Raw genomic sequence first — 16,010 nt, forward strand, 5'->3', positions numbered from 1 at the left:
CGCGCGGCCCAACGGCGCGGTGCATTCTTTGAATGCGCCGAAGCGGGCGGGAGACATCCCGTTTTTGTTCTGTTCGGCGGGGAGTTAAGTGAGAGGCTGGACATCGACCCAAGCGGGGCTCGTTGTGGCTGCTTCCTTCCGGACCTGACCAGGTTGGCGAGGCGCCTGCCCGCGCCAACCTCTCGAATCCCGATATAAGGACCGCTGCCGGGATTGGCAAGGGCCGCTCCGGCACAGTCTTCAGATGATCAAAGCTGCAAGTCCAGTTCCCAGAACCCGCCGCTGCTGAAGCCGCGGGGTGTCGCCAGCCCCGCGGGCAGCTCTGCCATGTGCCCGGCCGCGCCGGGGCCTGTCACGGCCACCGCGCTGGCCCCTGGCACCGGTGCCAGCTGCCACGGGTACGGCATCTCTGCCAGCGGCTCCGGCGGCAGCCGTCCGGCGATGTAATCGCGGATCGCCTGACGGATGCGAACGGGCGGCAGCGGCAGCTCTTTTGCTGCCTCCAGCATCCGGAACCGGCCGCCGCCGCTGGCCCGGTAGCTGTTGACCGCAACCGCAAAGCGGTCATCCGGCGCGACTGGCTTGCCGTTCCAGCTGAGGTCTGCGATCCGGCAGGCCTCCGGGCTGAGCCGCTCTCCGGAGGCTGAGAACCGCGGCGGCCGGGTCAGGTCGATCTGGTAGCGGAGGCCGAAGATCACGTCGAAATTATGCCCGGCCCGCTGCGGGTCGGCCAGCGGCCGGCCGGAACTGCCTGGCAGGATCCGGTTGAACAGCCCGGCAGACATTTCCAGCCAGTCCCGCAGCTGCGCGCCGGTCACCAGGACCACCCGCAGTTCGTTGGGAAAGATCTGCAGATCGGCGATGTTGCGGTTGCACAGCCCTCCGGCGGCAATGTCGGTATAGAAATGAGGGCCGGAGCGGCCGCCGAACTTGCAGGGGGCCGCCGCCGACAAGAGCGGCAGCCCTTCCGCTGCGGTCCCCTGCAGCAGCACCCGCGCCGCTGCGGCCTGGGCGCTGCCGACCAGCGCCAGGCCGCGGTCCGGCGCAAAGAAGGTGAAATAGGAATGCATCGCCACCAGGCTGCTGCCCGCGGGCTCCTCCATTCTCGCAAGCGTGCGCGTGTGATCCTCTGCCAGCGCCGCGGTCAGGGCCGGGTCCTCAGCCGCCAGCGGCTGCACATCACCGGACGGGGTGTGCAGCGCCACTGGCAGCAGGCTGGCGCGGCCGCCGGCCGGGTGCCAGGCGCTGCCGCGGTACTCCAGCTCCAGCCGGATCACCCCCAGATGCGAACCATGCGCCCCCGGCATCACGACAGGCTTGGCAAAGTCATGCTGCGGATCCGGCAGAGTCAGATGGGTGTGGCCGCCGATCAGGGCATCGATATCTTCCAGCGCGTCCAGCTGATCCAGCGCATTCTCGCTGCTCTCCCCGCCCGCGGCCGCCAGCCCGGTATGCGCCAGAGCCAGCACCAGGTCGCAGCCCTGCGCCTTCAGCTGCCGCGCCTGCGCTGCCGCCGCCTCGACGATGCCCGCCGCCTGCAGCTGCCCCGCCAGCACCCGGCGGCTCCAGGTCAGCGTCTGCGGCGGCAGCACCGAAAGCAGCCCGATCCGCACCGGCGGCAGGTCCGGGCAGGCCGGAATCTGCCGTTCCAGCACCGCGGCAGGCGCAAACGGCAGCTGCAGCCCGGGCTGCGCCGCCGTCAGGTTGGAGCACAGCACCGGACAGGGTGAGTGCTGCAGCACCTCTGCCAGCGCCTTCAGTCCGAAATCAAAGTCATGGTTGCCGAGGCCCGCCGCATCATATTTCAGAACCTGAAAGGCACGCACCAGCGGATGCAGCCCCGCCGCGCCCGGCAGGATGTCCCCCAGCGGCGCCCCCAGGAAGCCGTCGCCATTGTCGACCAGCAGCGCCGCGGCCCCCTCGCGCGCCGCATGGCCGCGTGCCTGCGCGATCAGGGTTGCGACCCGCGACAGCCCGATAGCCGGGTCCGGCCGGTTGGCGTAGTAATCATAGCTCAGCAGATTGCAGTGCAGGTCCGTGGTGGCCAGCACATGCACTGCCCCGGCCGCCCGTGGCTCCGAGATCCCTGCCCCGCCGGTCATGTCCGAATTTCAGCTGCCACCGCCTGCCCGCCACTCCCTCCGGCGCCATTCAGCGCCATTCTTTGTTGCAGCCATTTGAATCAGCGTTTTAACGATTTGCAAAGAACCCTTTTCGCTGCGTCTTAACTTTTTCGCAGAGCGGAACAGGCCAAGCCCTGCTTCGCCCCTGTTCTGCTGTAAAATGACCGCGGCGCAGCGGCGCAGGTGTGGCCGCGCAGCGACAGGCAAGTGCGGATCGCGGCCGGTTGCTGGCAACGGCTGCGGCACACTGTCATGCATTGCCCCAGACCAAGCATTGAGCCCGGCCGCCCGGCCGCCAGCCATAGGAGAGCTGCCATGAAACGCGCAGAACAGGTGACCTTCGGCGGCGGCGGGCTGGAGCGGGCCGCGCAGCTGCGCAGCGACGCAGCTGCACTGGACACCGCTTGGTCCAGCCCTGAGGCCCAAGTGCTGCTGCTGTGGCGCGGCAAGCCGCTGACCCGGCGCGAAACCGACGCGGGCCTTCCTTGCGGCCTGGCCTGGACCGGTCCGGCGCATCCGCTGGCTGCCCCCCGCAGAGAGGAGGCGCTGTTTCTGGGTCTTGGCGCCGGCGGCGCGCCCTGCTTTGCCTGCGATATCAGCGGCTGGCAGCCTGAGGGCCTGGACCAGGACGCGCTCAACAGTTTTGCCGACGCCAGCGAGCAGCAGCATCCGGACCTGCCGCAAGACCATGTGTTTGCCGAGCTGCGCCGGGTGATGACCCGCCTCACCCCGCTGGAGGCGGAGATGGCCGCCACCGCCAAGGCCATGCTGGCCTGGCACCGCAGCCACCGGTTCTGCGCCTGCTGCGGTGCGCCCAGCAATATGGTGCAGGCAGGCTGGCAGCGGGTTTGCCCGTCCTGCAAGGCCCCGCATTTCCCGCGCACCGATCCGGTGGTGATCATGCTGGTCACCCATGGCGACAGCGTTCTGATGGGCCGCTCCCCCGGCTGGCCGGAGGGTATGTATTCGCTGCTTGCGGGGTTCGTGGAGCCCGGCGAGACGCTGGAGGCCGCAGTGCGCCGCGAGGTGCAGGAGGAAACCGGCGTTGAGGTCGGCGCGGTCAGCTACCTGTCGAGCCAGCCCTGGGCCTTTCCGATGTCGCTGATGTTCGGCTGCGCCGGCGAGGCGCTGAGCCGCGAGATCACCGTCGACCCGGCAGAGATCGAAGACGCGCTGTGGGTCAGCCGGCAGGAGATGATGACGGTCTTTGCCGGAGAGCACCCGGTCCTGAAGCCCGCGCGCGAAGGGGCAATTGCGCAGTTTTTGATCAAGAACTGGCTTGCGGACACGCTGGACTAAGGCGCATATGGTCAGCGAAAGGCGCAGCAGCCCGGCAACGCACCGGCACGGCAAGTGAGGCAGGCAAAGATGGAATTTCAGAGCAGCGAAGATATCGAGGCCCCGATTGCCGAGGTGTTCCGGGCGATCTCCGATTTCGGCGCGCTGGAACGCTCCGCCCTGCGGCGCGGCATCGAATTGCAGCGCACCGGCGACGCTGCCGATCCCGCGGGCGGGCTGGCTTGGGATCTGTCCTTCAGCTTTCGCGGCAAACAGCGCAGTATCGCGCTGACGCTGGCCGCTTACACGCCGGACACCGGAATGATCCTGGCCGGCAGCGGCAGCGGGCTTGACGGGCAGATGGCGGTCGACTTGCTGGCGCTGTCGCCGCAGCGCACCCGGATGACGGTGCAGCTGAAACTTGCCCCGACCAGCCTGACCGGGCGCCTGATGGTGCAATCGCTGAAACTGGCGCGCAGCAATCTGAACCGCCGCTTCAGGCTGCGCCTGGCTGATTACGCCCGCATCACCGAAGAACGGCTGAGCCGCCCCGCCTGAAACGCACCTTCCGGCCGCGGCTAGGCCTGCGGCACCAGCCGCGGCCACACCGCGGCATTGGCACGGGCAAAGGCACCCAGATGGCCGATCTTCCGCAGGCCCGTTTGTTTCGGATCCAGCACCACCCGCTGCTGCGGAACATTTCCATAGACATCGCCCAGCCGCCACACCGCTGCGGGCGGCACCACGTCGTCATCCGCCATTGCAAAGAGGTCTACCGGGATGCCGGTCTCTGCCCAGCGCGGCTGCGGCAGGCCGCGACCGGTTTCCTGCAGGTAGCTGCCCGGCACGGTGCACCAGCGCCGCCACTGCCAGTAGACACCCGCCGGCAAGTCGGCCCCGAACCCCACCGCGCGCCCGGGCAGATAGCCCAAAGCACGAACCAGCGCCGGCACATGGCCGAACCAGAAGGCCAGCGCCAGCGCGCGGTAGGACCAGGGATGATCGTGGTGATGCACCAAGCCGCCCGCAACCACGATCATGCGGGCGACGTCCGTCAGGCCATCCTGCAGGGGCATCAGCATTGCCCCCAGCGAATGGCCAATCACCTGCAGCGGCAGGCCCGCATAGCGCCGCTGCATTTCTTTCCGCGCGGCCGGCTGATCCGCCAGCGCCCAGTCGGCCATCAAGGCCTTTGACCGGCGCGGGTGCATACGCGCCGAATCCCCGAAATCCCGATAGTCATAGGTCAGGCAGGCCATTTGCCGCTCTGCCGCCAGCCAGCGTGCGAAATGCCGGTAATAGCCCTGCGGCACCCCGGTTGCGCCATTCAGCACCACTGCTGCCCTGGCAGGCCCTGCCGGATGGTACAGCCGCCCGGCCAGCTCTGCATCGCCGGCAGCAAAGCGCAGCTCTTGCACCCGGATATCCGCGGTGTGTCCTGCATGGCTGTCGAGCATGGCACCCTCCTAGACCGATTGGTCTATTCCACCTCTGGACCAATCGGTCTAATACTGTCAACCTGTCGCCATGACTGACGTGACGACACCCCAGCCCAGCCCGGACAGCCCTGCCCCGACCCGCGAGCGGCTGCTGCGCGCGGCAGCCGGCCTGTTCCGCAACAAGGGCTACAGCGGCACCGGGCTGGCGGAACTGCTGGCCGCGGCGGAGGCGCCCAAAGGCTCGCTCTATCACCATTTCCCGAACGGAAAATCCGACCTGGCCCTGGCCGCGGCAGAGTGGGCCTCGGAACAGATGCTGGAGCTGCTTGCCGTCTCCTTCAGCCCCGCGCCCAGCTTCCACGAAGGTGCCAAGACGGTCTGCTTCAAGCTGGCAAAACTGTTCGACAAGCAAGGCAAGTGGAGTGGCTGCCCGGTCTCTGCCACCCTGTTCGAAGGGCCGGAGAACGAGAGTTTTCACCAGCACGCCGCCCGGCTGTTCGAAGGCTGGATCACTGAGACCGCGGCCCACGCCCAGCGCCTGGGCCTGCCCGAACACGAGGCCCGCGCGGCCGCCGAGAATTTCTATATCCTTTTGCAGGGCGGCTGGCAGCTGGCCCGGGTGCGGCGCGATTCAGATGTGATCCGGGGCTTGCACCTGCAGTTGCACGCGCCCGCGCCCGCGGCCTTGCAGGTGCAGAAAAACAATTGACGACTCGGGCACCCAGCCGCTACCGCTAGTGGCGATGGTTCCCGTGCTACAGAATCTTGTGTCCGGGATGAAAAGGGAACACGGTGCGGCCCGCGCAAGCTGGCCTAGTCCGAGACTGCCCCCGCAACTGTAAGCGGCGAGCGACCCCGATAGAGCCACTGGCCCGAATGGGCCGGGAAGGATCGGGAAAGCGGCGACCCGCAAGTCAGGAGACCTGCCATCGAACGTGAAACTCGAACCCGGGCGGGGTGTCCGGACAGGGTCTGATGGCACCGCGGGATTCTCCCGCATATCATCCGAACTCCTGTCCCCAAAACCCCCGCACCACGCGCGGAGGGCGCAAACATGATGTGGACGGACAAGACGCATTTCTATGCGGCAACGGATTGCAAATACCTGGGGCGGCCCTGCCCCGCGGCAGAGCGGATGATCGCCAAGCTGGCCGAGGCGATGACCAAGGCCAAACCGCTGACCCAGGGAGATTTCGAAATCACCGGCACCACCGCGCTGGACGGCTGCCCGCGCAGCTGCCCGGCGCAATTCGCAGCCAGCCATGACCGCATCCGGCTGTTCTGCGGCGTGGGGGAAGAGGCGCCGCGTGACGGGCTGGACCGGTTTGCCGATGCGATCCTCAGCCGCGGCGGCACCGGCTTTGCCGCCTCAAGCCTGGACGCCCGCCCCTGCGCGTTGATGGAAGCGCTGCCGAAAACGGAAGAGGCGCAGAAGGCCGAGCAGATGCTGGCACTGTGATCTGACATCAGCCGTTCCGGGCACGCCTGGAGGGCAGCGCCCGCCCCTTGGGGGCGGGACAGGCGCTGACCGGCCTCCCGGCCGGGCGGTCTGATATCTAGTCTCTGATGCTTCTCTGGCGGCCGCCCTGCTGCGAACAGGCCCAGTCCAGCTGGTCCTCAGTCTCCACCGCGCAGGGGCGCACCGACCGCAGCCGCGCCAGCGCCTCTGCCGGATCCTCGCCGCATTCAATCATCAGCCGCAGCACCGCCATGCCGGACCGCCCGCAGCCGCCCCGGCAATGCACCAGCACCCGGCCGCCGCCCGCCAGCGCCTGCCGCGCCGATTTGCTGGCGGCCGCCCATTTCGCGTTCACCGCCGGCGGCGGCACCTGAAAGTCCGGCACCGGCAGATGCAGCCAGCGGCAGGCCATGCTTTGGAGATCGACGCCCAGCCGCGGCGCCCCGGCGGCCACATGTTCGGCCTCCGTGGTCATCGAAATCACCAGCCCCGGCTTCCATTGATAGATTTGGATCAGGTCGTTGCGGTAATCGCCCGCGCCGCCCGGCAGCCGGCACAGCGCCAGAATGCCGCCGCCTGCTGACAGCGCATGGATGGTCAGGCCGGCCTGCACCGCAGTCTCCTGCATGGCAGGCTTCGGAGTGTCTTCAGTCCGCATACCGCCTCCCTGGCCGCCGCGCTCCTGCACTTTCCCCGCATTTTCCCCTCCCCTCAGCCTAGCCGCTAACCGCGCAAAGCCAAAGCGCTTTTGCAGCACCGGGAATGCTGCCATCTGCGGTGGACGAACGGGCTGCGCTTCAATACCCTGCGCGCAACGCGGGACGCCCCGCACATCGAATCCGGCACGAGACATCATGAACGATACCCCCAGCGGCACCACCCAATCCCAATACCAGGTTCTGGCCCGCAAATACCGGCCCGAGACCTTTGCCGATCTGGTGGGCCAGGACGCCATGGTGCGGACGCTGAAAAACGCCTTTGCCGCCGACCGCATAGCCCAGGCCTTCATCATGACGGGCATCCGCGGCACCGGTAAGACCACCACCGCCCGGATCATCGCCAAGGGCATGAACTGCGTGGGCGAGGACGGCCAGGGCGGCCCCACCACCGACCCTTGCGGCAAATGCGAGCATTGCACGGCGATCATGGAAGGCCGCCATGTGGACGTGATGGAAATGGACGCGGCCTCGCGCACCGGTGTCAATGACATCCGCGAAATCATCGACTCGGTACAGTACCGCGCCGCCTCGGCCCGCTACAAGATCTACATCATCGACGAGGTCCACATGCTGTCGACCAGCGCGTTCAACGCGCTGCTGAAGACGCTGGAGGAGCCGCCCGCGCATGTGAAGTTCATCTTCGCCACCACCGAGATCCGCAAGGTGCCGGTGACGGTGCTGTCGCGCTGCCAGCGCTTTGATTTGCGCCGGATCGAGCCGGAGGTGATGATCGCCCTCCTCCGCAAGATCGCCACTGCCGAAAATGCCGAAATCGCCGAGGACGCGCTGGCGCTCATCACCCGTGCTGCAGAAGGCTCCGCCCGCGATGCGACCTCGCTGCTGGACCAGGCGATTTCCCACGGCGCGGGTGAGACCACCGCCGACCAAGTTCGCGCCATGCTGGGCCTTGCCGACCGCGGCCGGGTGCTGGACCTGATGGACATGATCCTGCGCGGCGATGCGGCGGCAGCCCTCACCGAACTCAGCGGCCAGTATGCCGAAGGCGCTGATCCGCTGGCTGTGCTGCGCGATCTGGCGGAGATCACCCATTGGGTTTCGGTCGTGAAGATCACCCCGAACGCAGCCGAAGACCCCACCGTCAGCCCGGATGAACGCGCCCGCGGCCAGGCGATGGCAGAGGCGCTGGCGATGCGCGTCCTTACCCGGATGTGGCAGATGCTGCTGAAGGCGCTGGAGGAAGTGGCCGCCGCACCGAACGCGATGATGGCCGCGGAAATGGCAGTGATCCGCCTGACCCATGTGGCCGACCTGCCAAGCCCTGAGGAATTGATCCGCAAGCTGCAGGACACCCCCCCTCCGCCGCCGCCCGGTCCGGGCGGTTCCGGCGGCGGCATGCCGATGCAGGGCATGGGCGCGCCGGCGCTTGGCAGCGGCGCCTCTGCAGGGGCCGCACCGCAAGGCGGCGCGCCCGTGGCCCATGGCGGGGGCGGCACGGTGGCGGCGCTGGCACCGCAGACCAGCCCTGCCCTGGCCCGTTATCCGACCTTCGAGTATGTGGTGGAGCTGATCCGCGAAAAGCGGGACGGACTGCTGCTGGAATACGTGAAAAGCTACCTGCGTTTGGCCGCCTACAAGCCTGGGCAGATTACCTTTGAATTGACCAGCGACGCGCCTCGCGACCTGACCAAACGGCTGAGCGAACAGCTTAAGGCCTGGACCCACCACAATTGGTTTTTCACCATCGTCAGCGAAGGCGGCGGCGAAACGATCAGTGAGCGGGAGAACGCCGCAGAGAACGCCCTGCGGGAAAAAGCCACCGCCCATCCGCTGGTGCAGGCGGTGCTGGAAAGCTTCCCCAAGGCCAAGATCACCCGCATCCGCACGCCCGAGGAACTGGCCGCCGAAGTTGCCGCCGAGGCCCTGCCCGAGGTGGAGGACGAATGGGACCCGTTCGAGGACGGGTAAAGATCGGCCTGACGGCCCTTCTGTTCACGGTGCCGGCAACCGCATCCGCAAACACTTGCGGGGCTACGGGCGAAACTTATGAAAACGCGTGGGATGTGCTTCTGCGGCTGTCCTCCATGCCTGCTGCATTGGCCCTCTTCGCCCTTGCCGGATTCGCGCTTTGCCGCAAACAGCGCGTGCTGCTTGCAATCGCCGGCGCTCTGTGGGGCGCGCTGGCGTTTGTCATCGCCGTGGATAACCATGAGCTTTTCTTTGATGATAAGAAGGCCTTGGGCATAATCGAAGACTGCACAGCCTCCCCCCACTTGTTCATCGCGCTTGCAATTGCGATATGTGCGGGGATGACTTACGGCGCCCTGCGCCCCCGCACTTAGGAGAATACAGATGCTCAAAGGCCTCGGCGGTCTTGGCGACATGGCCAAGATGATGAAATCGGCACAGGAACTGCAGACCAAGATGGCGCAGATGCAGGAAGACCTGCACAACGTCATGGTGACCGGCGAGGCCGGCGCAGGCCTGGTCAAGGCAACCGCGTCCGCCAAGGGCGACCTCAAGGGCCTGGACATCGATCCCTCGATCTTCAACGGCGATGACAAGGAAGTGGTTGAGGACCTGATCCTGGCAGCCATCAAGGACGCCCAAGCCAAGGCGTCAGAGAAGGCACAGGAAGAAATGGCCAAGCTGACCGAAAGCATGGGCCTGCCCAAGGACATCAAGCTGCCGTTCTGATCGGCACGCTGATCCCTGCAAAAGGCGGCCCGTCAGGAGCCGCCTTTTTTGTTTCCGGCTCAGCCCGTTTCCAGCCGGAACTTCAAGAAACGCTGCCCCTCGTACTGCACTTCCCCGGTCTGCACCGCCCCCAGCCGCTTCAGCGGGCGCAGATGCTGCCGTGTCGGCGGCAGCAGAAAGGTGACATAGGGAATGCGTGCGTCCGCGCGGGCAAAGTCCAGCGCCTTGCGGGCGATGGCAGGGCCAAGGCCGAAGCGGTCCGCCCGCAGCACCAGACCGAAATCCCACTCGCTCCCCTCTTTCTGGAACCCGCCCCAGCCGAGATATTCCTGACCGCGCAAGAAGGCCCAATGGCCCAGCCCGTCGCGCTGCCAGCAGGCTTCCTTGGCCGCGACAAAATCCCTGGCTGACGCTGCGTCCCAGCTCCCGGTCAGCAGCGGCATATGCTCCGCCATCCGCGGGTCGCTCATATGGCGGGCAATCTCCAGGAGCGGCACCTCCGTCAGCCGGGCAAACCGCAGCGGAGTGTTCCTGTTTCCCTCTTGCCCCATGCTGCGTTCCATCGCGATCCCTCCTCCGGCCCTGCTAAGCCATACCCCCGTGCGCACAGCAAAACAAACCCCGAACATTTTGCCGCCCGGCCCTTGCGCTCTCCTGTTCCGGATGGCCTATATAAAAGCCAGAAAAGGGCCATGGGCATGATCAAGAACTCCACCACCGACATCGAAGACCTGATTGCCCTGATGGCCAAGCTGCCGGGGCTGGGGCCGCGCTCGGCGCGCCGCGCGGTGCTGCATCTGATCCGCAAGCGGGCGCTGCTGCTGACGCCCCTGGCCGACGTGATGGGCGAGGTGGCGGCAACCGCGCGCGAATGCCTCAACTGCGGCAATGTCGGCACCAGCGAGATCTGCCCGATCTGCACCGATGAGGTGCGCGGCAACGGCGAGCTGTGCGTGGTCGAGGATGTGGCCGACCTCTGGGCGATGGAACGCGCGGGCGTGTTCAAGGGCCGATACCACGTTCTGGGCGGTACCCTGTCGGCGCTGGACGCGGTGGGGCCAGAGGATCTGCGCATTCCGCGGCTGTTGGACCGGGTCGCCACCGAAGGCATCCGCGAGGTGATTCTGGCCCTGAATGCCACTATCGACGGCCAGACCACGGCGCATTACATCGCCGATCAGCTGCAGGGGCAGGTGAAACTGACCTCGCTGGCGCAGGGCGTGCCGATCGGCGGCGAGCTGGACTACCTCGACGACGGCACCATCTCCGCAGCTCTTAGCGCGCGCAAGGAAATCTGACGGCGCGGCCCTCCCTCAGCCTGTCAGCCGAAGAAGCTTTCCAGACCCTGCACCGCGCGCGCCAGCGCAGCGTCATCCACATCCTTGTGCAGCACCATACGGATTGCGCCGGAACTGCCGCCGCCGATCACCACGCCTTGCGCCGCCAGATGCGCCCGCAGGTCATCATGGCACCCGCCGCCCGGCGTGAAGAACACCATATTGGTCGCCTGAGAGACCCCGCCCGCGCCCAAGCCCCGCAGCACCCCGGCCAGTTCCGCGGCCCGCGCGTGATCCTCCGCGAACCGCCCCGCGTTGTGCTCCAGCGCGTAAAGCCCGGCCGCCGCCAGTACCCCCGCCTGCCGCATGCCGCCGCCCAGCATCTTGCGCCAGCGCCGCGCCTTGGCGACCAGATCCGCAGGCCCTGTCAGCACTGATCCCGCAGGTGTGCCCAGCCCCTTGGACAGGCAGACCGAGACCGTATCGGCCAGACCACCCAGATCGGTCTCCGCGCATCCCAGCGCGGTAATGGCATTGAAGAACCGCGCTCCGTCCAGATGCACGGCCAGCCCTGCGGCCCGCCCGGCCTCTGCCGCCGCGGCCATATCCGCCAATGGCACCGCCAGCCCGTTATGGGTGTTTTCCAGCGACAACAGGCGGCTGATTGGCAAATGCGGATCATCCTCGCGCACCGCCTCCCGGATCTCTGCCGGGTCCAGCGCCCCGTCCGCCCGCACCGCCACCGGGCACAGCGCAATCCCGCCCAGCACCGATGCGCCCGCGGCCTCATAGGCGTAAACATGATATCCGCGCCCGCAGATCACTTCCTCGCCGCGCTGGCAATGGGCCAGCATGGCGGTGAAATTGCTCATCGTGCCAGTGGGCACAAACAGGCCCGCCTCCTTGCCCAGACGTTCGGCCAGCACGGCCTCCAGCCGGTTCACCGAAGGGTCTTCGCCAAAGACGTCGTCGCCCAGCTCAGCCGCGGCCATCGCCTGCAGCATGCCCGCATCGGGCCGCGTCACTGTATCGCTGCGCAGGTCGCAGAGGACCGTATCAGCCCCCGCCCCTGCCAGCCCCGTGTATTGGCTCATTCCGTCACCTGCTCATAAGCCAGCGCCGCCACGATGTGGACACGCCGGGTTTCGCCGCCGTTCAACGCGGTGTGGTAGCCGCGGGTGTCAGTGAAATAGACCGATCCGTCCGCTGGCAAGTGGGTGACGTGATGATTCACGATAAACAGCGACCCGGGGTTCGTGAGCACCGGGATATGCAGCCGCGGCTCCGGGTCGCGGTGCCAGGAGTTGCAGTTGTACACGCCCTTGGACAGCACCCGTGTGCGCCCGATGGGAAAGCGCTTGGCCAGTTGTGCATGAACATGCTCGAAATAGGTGCCCGCGAACTTCGGATTGAACTCCGAGAACTCCGCCTCCGGCACCAGGTCCTCGCGCGGCTCCTCGGCATAGCGGTCATCCGCGCGCAGCCAGTAGCGGCCCGACAAATCATTGGCGGTCCATTCCGTCTGCCCCGGGCGCTGGGTCAGCGGCAGCGCGGCAACCCCCTGGTCCTGCATGCCGCCCATGAAATCCTCGCGGCGCAGGCATTCCTCCAGCGCCTCCTGCAGCAGCCGGATGTCGAACCTCAGCTCCAACCGCTGGATGCCCGGCCCGGGCACAAACTCCGCCACCGAAGCCGAGTCGGGCATGGTTTGCATGGCCCGGGTCACGGCCCTGGTATCGGCGTCGTTGATCTGCGGTGCAAATGTCATGCCGCGTGCTCCCAAATTTCGTGCTGATCGTGAATGGTGATGCATCTAGCGCCATGGTTGCAGGCCCCTGGCCGCAAATAAAGCCGGGTTTCCGCAATGGATGTTGCATAAAACGCAACATGCAGCAAAGTACCCCCATGCGCCGCAAGATCCCGCCCATCTCCGCCCTCCTGTGTTTCGAGGCTGCCGCCCGCTGCGGCAGCTTTGCACAAGGCGCCCGCGCGATGAACCTGTCGCAAAGCGCCTTCAGCCGCCAGATCCAGGGGCTGGAGGCGCAGAGCGGCCAGACCCTGTTCAAGCGCGAACGCCAGCGGGTGCAGCTGACCGGCGCGGGAGAGATGCTGCTGCAGGAGCTGTCACCGCAGCTGGAGGCGCTGGAGGCCACGTTTTACCGGCTGCGCACCCGCGACAATCCCTACGGCGCGCTCAATATCGGCACCTATCCGACGCTGGGCAGCCGCTGGCTGATGCCGCGCTTGGCGCAGCTGGCGCAGGCACTGCCGCGGCTGACGGTCAACACCATCACCTATCTGGACAATGCGCAGGTGGATGCCAGCTTGGTGGATCTGGCCATTGTGCAGGGCGATCCGCCCTGGCCCGGCTTCCGCGCCGACCTCCTGATGCCGGAAACTCTGGTGGCGGTGGCCGCGCCCAGCCTGCTGGCCGCACCGCTGCAGGACGCCGCCGGCCTGCTGGACCATCCGGCGCTGCAGCACAGCACCCGCCCGCTCAGCTGGCAGATCTGGTATGAGGATCAGGGGCAGGATCTGCCCGCCCGCCCCGCCGGGCCGCTGTTCAGCCAGTTCGAAATGCTGATCGACGCCGTGAAATACGGCCATGGCGTTGCCATCCTGCCAGAGCTGCTGGTGAAACGCGAACTGGCAGACGGCACGCTGGCCCTGGCCCATTTGCACCGCTGCACCCCCGCCAGCGCCTATTACCTGCTGACCCCGCAGGCCAAGGCCGGCACCAGCCGAATTGAGCGGGTCCGGGCCTGGCTGCTGCAACAGGCGACCGCCGCATAGGCGCCGCTTCGCCGCGCGCCAGCCCCGTTAACGGAATAACGCCTTGTACAGCTTTTCGCGGGTAAAGGGCTTGTCCAGCACCTGCACGCCCTCCAGCTCGGGAAACCCGGCGTCAGAGGCGCTGAAGGCAAAGCCGCTCATCATCACCGCATTCAGGCCCGGCTGCATGTCCAATAGCCGCGCCAGCGTCTCCCAGCCGCTGCGCCCCGGCATGCTCATGTCGATCACCGCGCCGTCAAATGGCCCCTGCGCCTGCAGCAGCGCCAGCGCCGCGTCATAGCCGTCCGCCTGGGCCACCTCGCAGCCGCGCAGCTGCAGCAGGCCAGCCACGGCCCGGCGCACGGTGTCCTCGTCATCGACCACCAGGATGCGCCGCCCCTGGTCCCGGCGCGGCACTGCCGCCGGCCGGGCAGCCGGTGCCGCCGCTGCCGGGCAGGCCGGGAAGTAGAACCGGAAAGTGCTGCCGCCGCCTTTGCGGCTTTCCACTGCCAGCCCGCCGCGGTGGCGGCTGATAATCCCCAGCGCCGCCGCCAGCCCCAGGCCGCGGCCGCCGGGCTTGGTGGTGAAGAAGGGATCGAAAATGCGGGCCAGTGTCTCGCGGCCCATGCCGCCGCCGGTATCGCGCACCTCCAGCAGCAGGCAGGGGCCTGCGGCCATCCTGCGTCCCTTCAGCAGACGCCGCCGATCTGCCGAGGTCAGGCTGATGCGCCGGGTGGAGACCGTGACAGTGCCCGCACCCGGGCCGATTGCCTCCACCGCATTCAGCACCGCCTGCATCAGCAGCTGGCCCGCCTGCGCCGGGTCCACTTGCGCAGTCAGGTCGCCCTCCGCCAGGTCCAGCACCACCGCCTTGCCCAGCCGGCACTCCACCGGCACCAGCGCCAGCGCATCCCGCACGATGCGGTTCAGATCGCAGGCCTCCGGCCGCGGGTTGCCGCCGCCCCGGGCATAGCCCAGCAGCTGCCGCATCAGCCGGGCCGAGGCCTGCAGCCCCTCCTCCACCGCCGCCACATGCGCCTGCGCCGGATGCGCCGCCCCCAGCTGCGCCAGCGCCAGCTCGCTGCGCCCCTGCATCGAGGCCAGCAGGTTGTTGAACTCGTGGGCGATGGTGCCCGCCAGCAGCCCCAGGCTTTCGCTCTTGTGCCGCAGCAGCAGCGCCTGCTCTGCCTGCCGCCGCCGCCGCTCCGCCCTGCGGCGGCGCAGCTCCAGCGCGATCCGTTCGGCAAACACGTCCAGCAAGCTGCTGCCCGCCGGGTCCAGTCGGATCTCGCGGCTGTGCTGCAGCGCGAAATGACCGATCATCTGCCCCTCAGCATCCCGCAGCGGCACGCCGAGGTAGGACTGCAGGCCCTGTTCGCGGAACTGCTCCTGCGCGGGAAACGCCTGCTGCAGCCCCTCCGGCACCAGAAACCGTTCGCCCTCTCTCAGAAAGGCGCAGGGGCTGCCCGCATAAGGCACTTCGCTGTCCTCCAGCGCCGCCAGCGCCTGCCCGTCCGTGCAGCAGGCCAGGATCCTGAAACTGTCCGGAGCCTCCGCAGTGCCTTCGGCGATGAAGGCGGTGCGCACGCCCAGCGCGCCCTGCAGCTGTGCCGCCAGCTGGCGGAAGGCCGCGCGGGGCGAGGGGCTGCCCGCCCCCTTGGCCAGTGCCGTCAGCGCGGCCAGCGTCTGCAGCCCGGCAATCTCCGCCCCCAGGCGCGGGGCAAACTGCTGCATCAGGGCGGTAATCCCTTCTGCCAGCCCGGCGCTGATTTCGCGGCGCCAGGCCGCCTGCACCAGGCCGGCGGTGCGGCCCGCGGCGTCCCTCACAGCGACACCGGCGAAGGCCTGAAAGCCTTCCTCTGCAAACATTCCGCTTTCCGGATACTGTTCCTGCACCCGCCGCAGGAATATCTGCGTGCCGCCGCTCTGCACCGCATCGTGGCAGGGCGTCGCCTGCGTAGCGTATTCGAAATCCCCCAGCTGCTGTCCGTCGAACCAGCTGGCCAGCACCCGGATGCTGCCGCCCGCGCCTGGCTGAAGCGCCCCTGCAGTGACAAGATCGGCACCAAAGCCCCGTGCCAGCTGATCCACAAATGCCTGACAGAATTGCCGCCCGCTTAAGGCTGCCAGCTCTTCCAGATCCAAGCGGCCGCTTTCGCCAAGCGCCGCCGCCCCCGATGCGTCCATAACCAATACTCCTGCCACCCCTGTGCGGACCCGCTTCCCGGGCGGGACCGCTGGCAATACTCTGTAACTACTGTCCCGCCGCAGCGCGGTTCCGCCCCTGT

Annotated in this window: 16 protein-coding genes, 1 other RNA gene and 1 riboswitch; of the genes, 9 read left to right on the forward strand and 8 right to left on the reverse strand. The window is 67.5% G+C overall.

Going from position 1 to position 16,010, the window contains the following annotated elements; all coding sequences use genetic code 11:
- Nucleotides 1-86 precede the first annotated feature (86 nt).
- Both ffs and AC5STB_RS02370 read right to left on the reverse strand, forming a co-directional pair.
- An RNA gene (gene ffs / locus AC5STB_RS02365) (signal recognition particle sRNA small type) lies at nucleotides 87-185 on the reverse strand.
- Nucleotides 186-248: 63 nt separating this feature from the next.
- Complete coding sequence (locus AC5STB_RS02370; RefSeq protein WP_495441383.1) at nucleotides 249-2,102, reverse strand: 5'-nucleotidase C-terminal domain-containing protein; 1,854 nt, start codon at nucleotides 2,100-2,102, stop codon at nucleotides 249-251.
- 336 nt (nucleotides 2,103-2,438) lie between these two features.
- On the opposite strand from AC5STB_RS02370, the gene nudC reads away from it, so the two are divergent.
- Nucleotides 2,439-3,422, forward strand: coding sequence for an NAD(+) diphosphatase (gene nudC, locus AC5STB_RS02375; RefSeq protein ID WP_495441384.1), 984 nt, complete (start codon nucleotides 2,439-2,441; stop codon nucleotides 3,420-3,422).
- Between the two features lie 69 nt (nucleotides 3,423-3,491).
- Complete coding sequence (locus AC5STB_RS02380; protein ID WP_495441385.1) at nucleotides 3,492-3,959, forward strand: SRPBCC family protein; 468 nt, start codon at nucleotides 3,492-3,494, stop codon at nucleotides 3,957-3,959.
- A gap of 20 nt (nucleotides 3,960-3,979) precedes the next feature.
- Here AC5STB_RS02380 and AC5STB_RS02385 read toward each other — a convergent pair whose 3' ends face one another.
- On the reverse strand, nucleotides 3,980-4,858 hold the full coding sequence (locus AC5STB_RS02385; protein ID WP_495441387.1) for an alpha/beta hydrolase family protein: 879 nt from the start codon (nucleotides 4,856-4,858) through the stop codon (nucleotides 3,980-3,982).
- A gap of 70 nt (nucleotides 4,859-4,928) precedes the next feature.
- On the opposite strand from AC5STB_RS02385, the gene AC5STB_RS02390 reads away from it, so the two are divergent.
- Together AC5STB_RS02390 and AC5STB_RS02395 are read left to right on the forward strand one after the other, a co-directional pair.
- Nucleotides 4,929-5,549 carry a TetR/AcrR family transcriptional regulator gene (locus AC5STB_RS02390; protein WP_495441388.1) on the forward strand — a complete coding sequence of 207 codons (621 nt, stop codon included), beginning with the start codon at nucleotides 4,929-4,931 and terminating at the stop codon, nucleotides 5,547-5,549.
- An 18-nt stretch (nucleotides 5,550-5,567) separates the two neighbouring features.
- Nucleotides 5,568-5,785, forward strand: a riboswitch (cobalamin riboswitch).
- Nucleotides 5,786-5,894: 109 nt separating this feature from the next.
- Nucleotides 5,895-6,299, forward strand: coding sequence for a hypothetical protein (locus AC5STB_RS02395; protein WP_495441389.1), 405 nt, complete (start codon nucleotides 5,895-5,897; stop codon nucleotides 6,297-6,299).
- 97 nt (nucleotides 6,300-6,396) lie between these two features.
- On the opposite strand, the gene AC5STB_RS02400 is transcribed toward AC5STB_RS02395, so the two are convergent.
- Nucleotides 6,397-6,957, reverse strand: a complete 561-nt coding sequence (locus AC5STB_RS02400) for a protein-tyrosine phosphatase family protein (protein ID WP_495441390.1) — start codon at nucleotides 6,955-6,957, stop codon at nucleotides 6,397-6,399.
- Nucleotides 6,958-7,153: 196 nt separating this feature from the next.
- Between AC5STB_RS02400 and AC5STB_RS02405 the strand changes: the two genes are divergently transcribed.
- The 3 genes from AC5STB_RS02405 to AC5STB_RS02415 all read left to right on the forward strand — a co-directional run bounded on the left by AC5STB_RS02405 (nucleotide 7,154) and on the right by AC5STB_RS02415 (nucleotide 9,673).
- Nucleotides 7,154-8,944, forward strand: a complete 1,791-nt coding sequence (locus tag AC5STB_RS02405) for a DNA polymerase III subunit gamma/tau (RefSeq protein WP_495441391.1) — start codon at nucleotides 7,154-7,156, stop codon at nucleotides 8,942-8,944.
- 116 nt (nucleotides 8,945-9,060) lie between these two features.
- On the forward strand, nucleotides 9,061-9,318 hold the full coding sequence (locus tag AC5STB_RS02410; RefSeq protein ID WP_495441392.1) for a hypothetical protein: 258 nt from the start codon (nucleotides 9,061-9,063) through the stop codon (nucleotides 9,316-9,318).
- A 10-nt stretch (nucleotides 9,319-9,328) separates the two neighbouring features.
- The gene (locus AC5STB_RS02415; protein WP_495441393.1) at nucleotides 9,329-9,673 is read left to right on the forward strand and encodes a YbaB/EbfC family nucleoid-associated protein; all 345 of its coding nucleotides are present in this window, start codon (nucleotides 9,329-9,331) and stop codon (nucleotides 9,671-9,673) included.
- A gap of 59 nt (nucleotides 9,674-9,732) precedes the next feature.
- On the opposite strand, the gene AC5STB_RS02420 is transcribed toward AC5STB_RS02415, so the two are convergent.
- Nucleotides 9,733-10,236, reverse strand: a complete 504-nt coding sequence (locus tag AC5STB_RS02420; RefSeq protein WP_495441394.1) for a GNAT family N-acetyltransferase — start codon at nucleotides 10,234-10,236, stop codon at nucleotides 9,733-9,735.
- A 135-nt stretch (nucleotides 10,237-10,371) separates the two neighbouring features.
- Between AC5STB_RS02420 and recR the strand changes: the two genes are divergently transcribed.
- Entirely contained in the window at nucleotides 10,372-10,971 is a 600-nt protein-coding gene (gene recR / locus AC5STB_RS02425) for a recombination mediator RecR (protein ID WP_495441395.1), read from the forward strand.
- Between the two features lie 23 nt (nucleotides 10,972-10,994).
- Here the strand turns inward: recR and ltaE are convergent, their stop codons facing one another.
- Both ltaE and AC5STB_RS02435 read right to left on the reverse strand, forming a co-directional pair.
- Nucleotides 10,995-12,044: a low-specificity L-threonine aldolase gene (ltaE, locus tag AC5STB_RS02430; RefSeq protein WP_495441396.1), complete on the reverse strand. Its 1,050-nt coding sequence runs from the start codon at nucleotides 12,042-12,044 to the stop codon at nucleotides 10,995-10,997.
- Nucleotides 12,041-12,718 carry a hypothetical protein gene (locus AC5STB_RS02435; RefSeq protein WP_495441397.1) on the reverse strand — a complete coding sequence of 226 codons (678 nt, stop codon included), beginning with the start codon at nucleotides 12,716-12,718 and terminating at the stop codon, nucleotides 12,041-12,043. The genes ltaE and AC5STB_RS02435 overlap by 4 nt, the downstream gene beginning before the upstream one ends.
- Before the next feature lie 137 nt (nucleotides 12,719-12,855).
- Between AC5STB_RS02435 and AC5STB_RS02440 the strand changes: the two genes are divergently transcribed.
- Nucleotides 12,856-13,743: a LysR substrate-binding domain-containing protein gene (locus AC5STB_RS02440; protein ID WP_495441398.1), complete on the forward strand. Its 888-nt coding sequence runs from the start codon at nucleotides 12,856-12,858 to the stop codon at nucleotides 13,741-13,743.
- A gap of 27 nt (nucleotides 13,744-13,770) precedes the next feature.
- Here AC5STB_RS02440 and AC5STB_RS02445 read toward each other — a convergent pair whose 3' ends face one another.
- The gene (locus AC5STB_RS02445) at nucleotides 13,771-15,909 is read right to left on the reverse strand and encodes an ATP-binding protein (RefSeq protein ID WP_495441399.1); all 2,139 of its coding nucleotides are present in this window, start codon (nucleotides 15,907-15,909) and stop codon (nucleotides 13,771-13,773) included.
- Nucleotides 15,910-16,010: the final 101 nt, after the last annotated feature.

It is taken from the genome of Leisingera sp. CC-HEC093 (genome assembly GCF_059429195.1).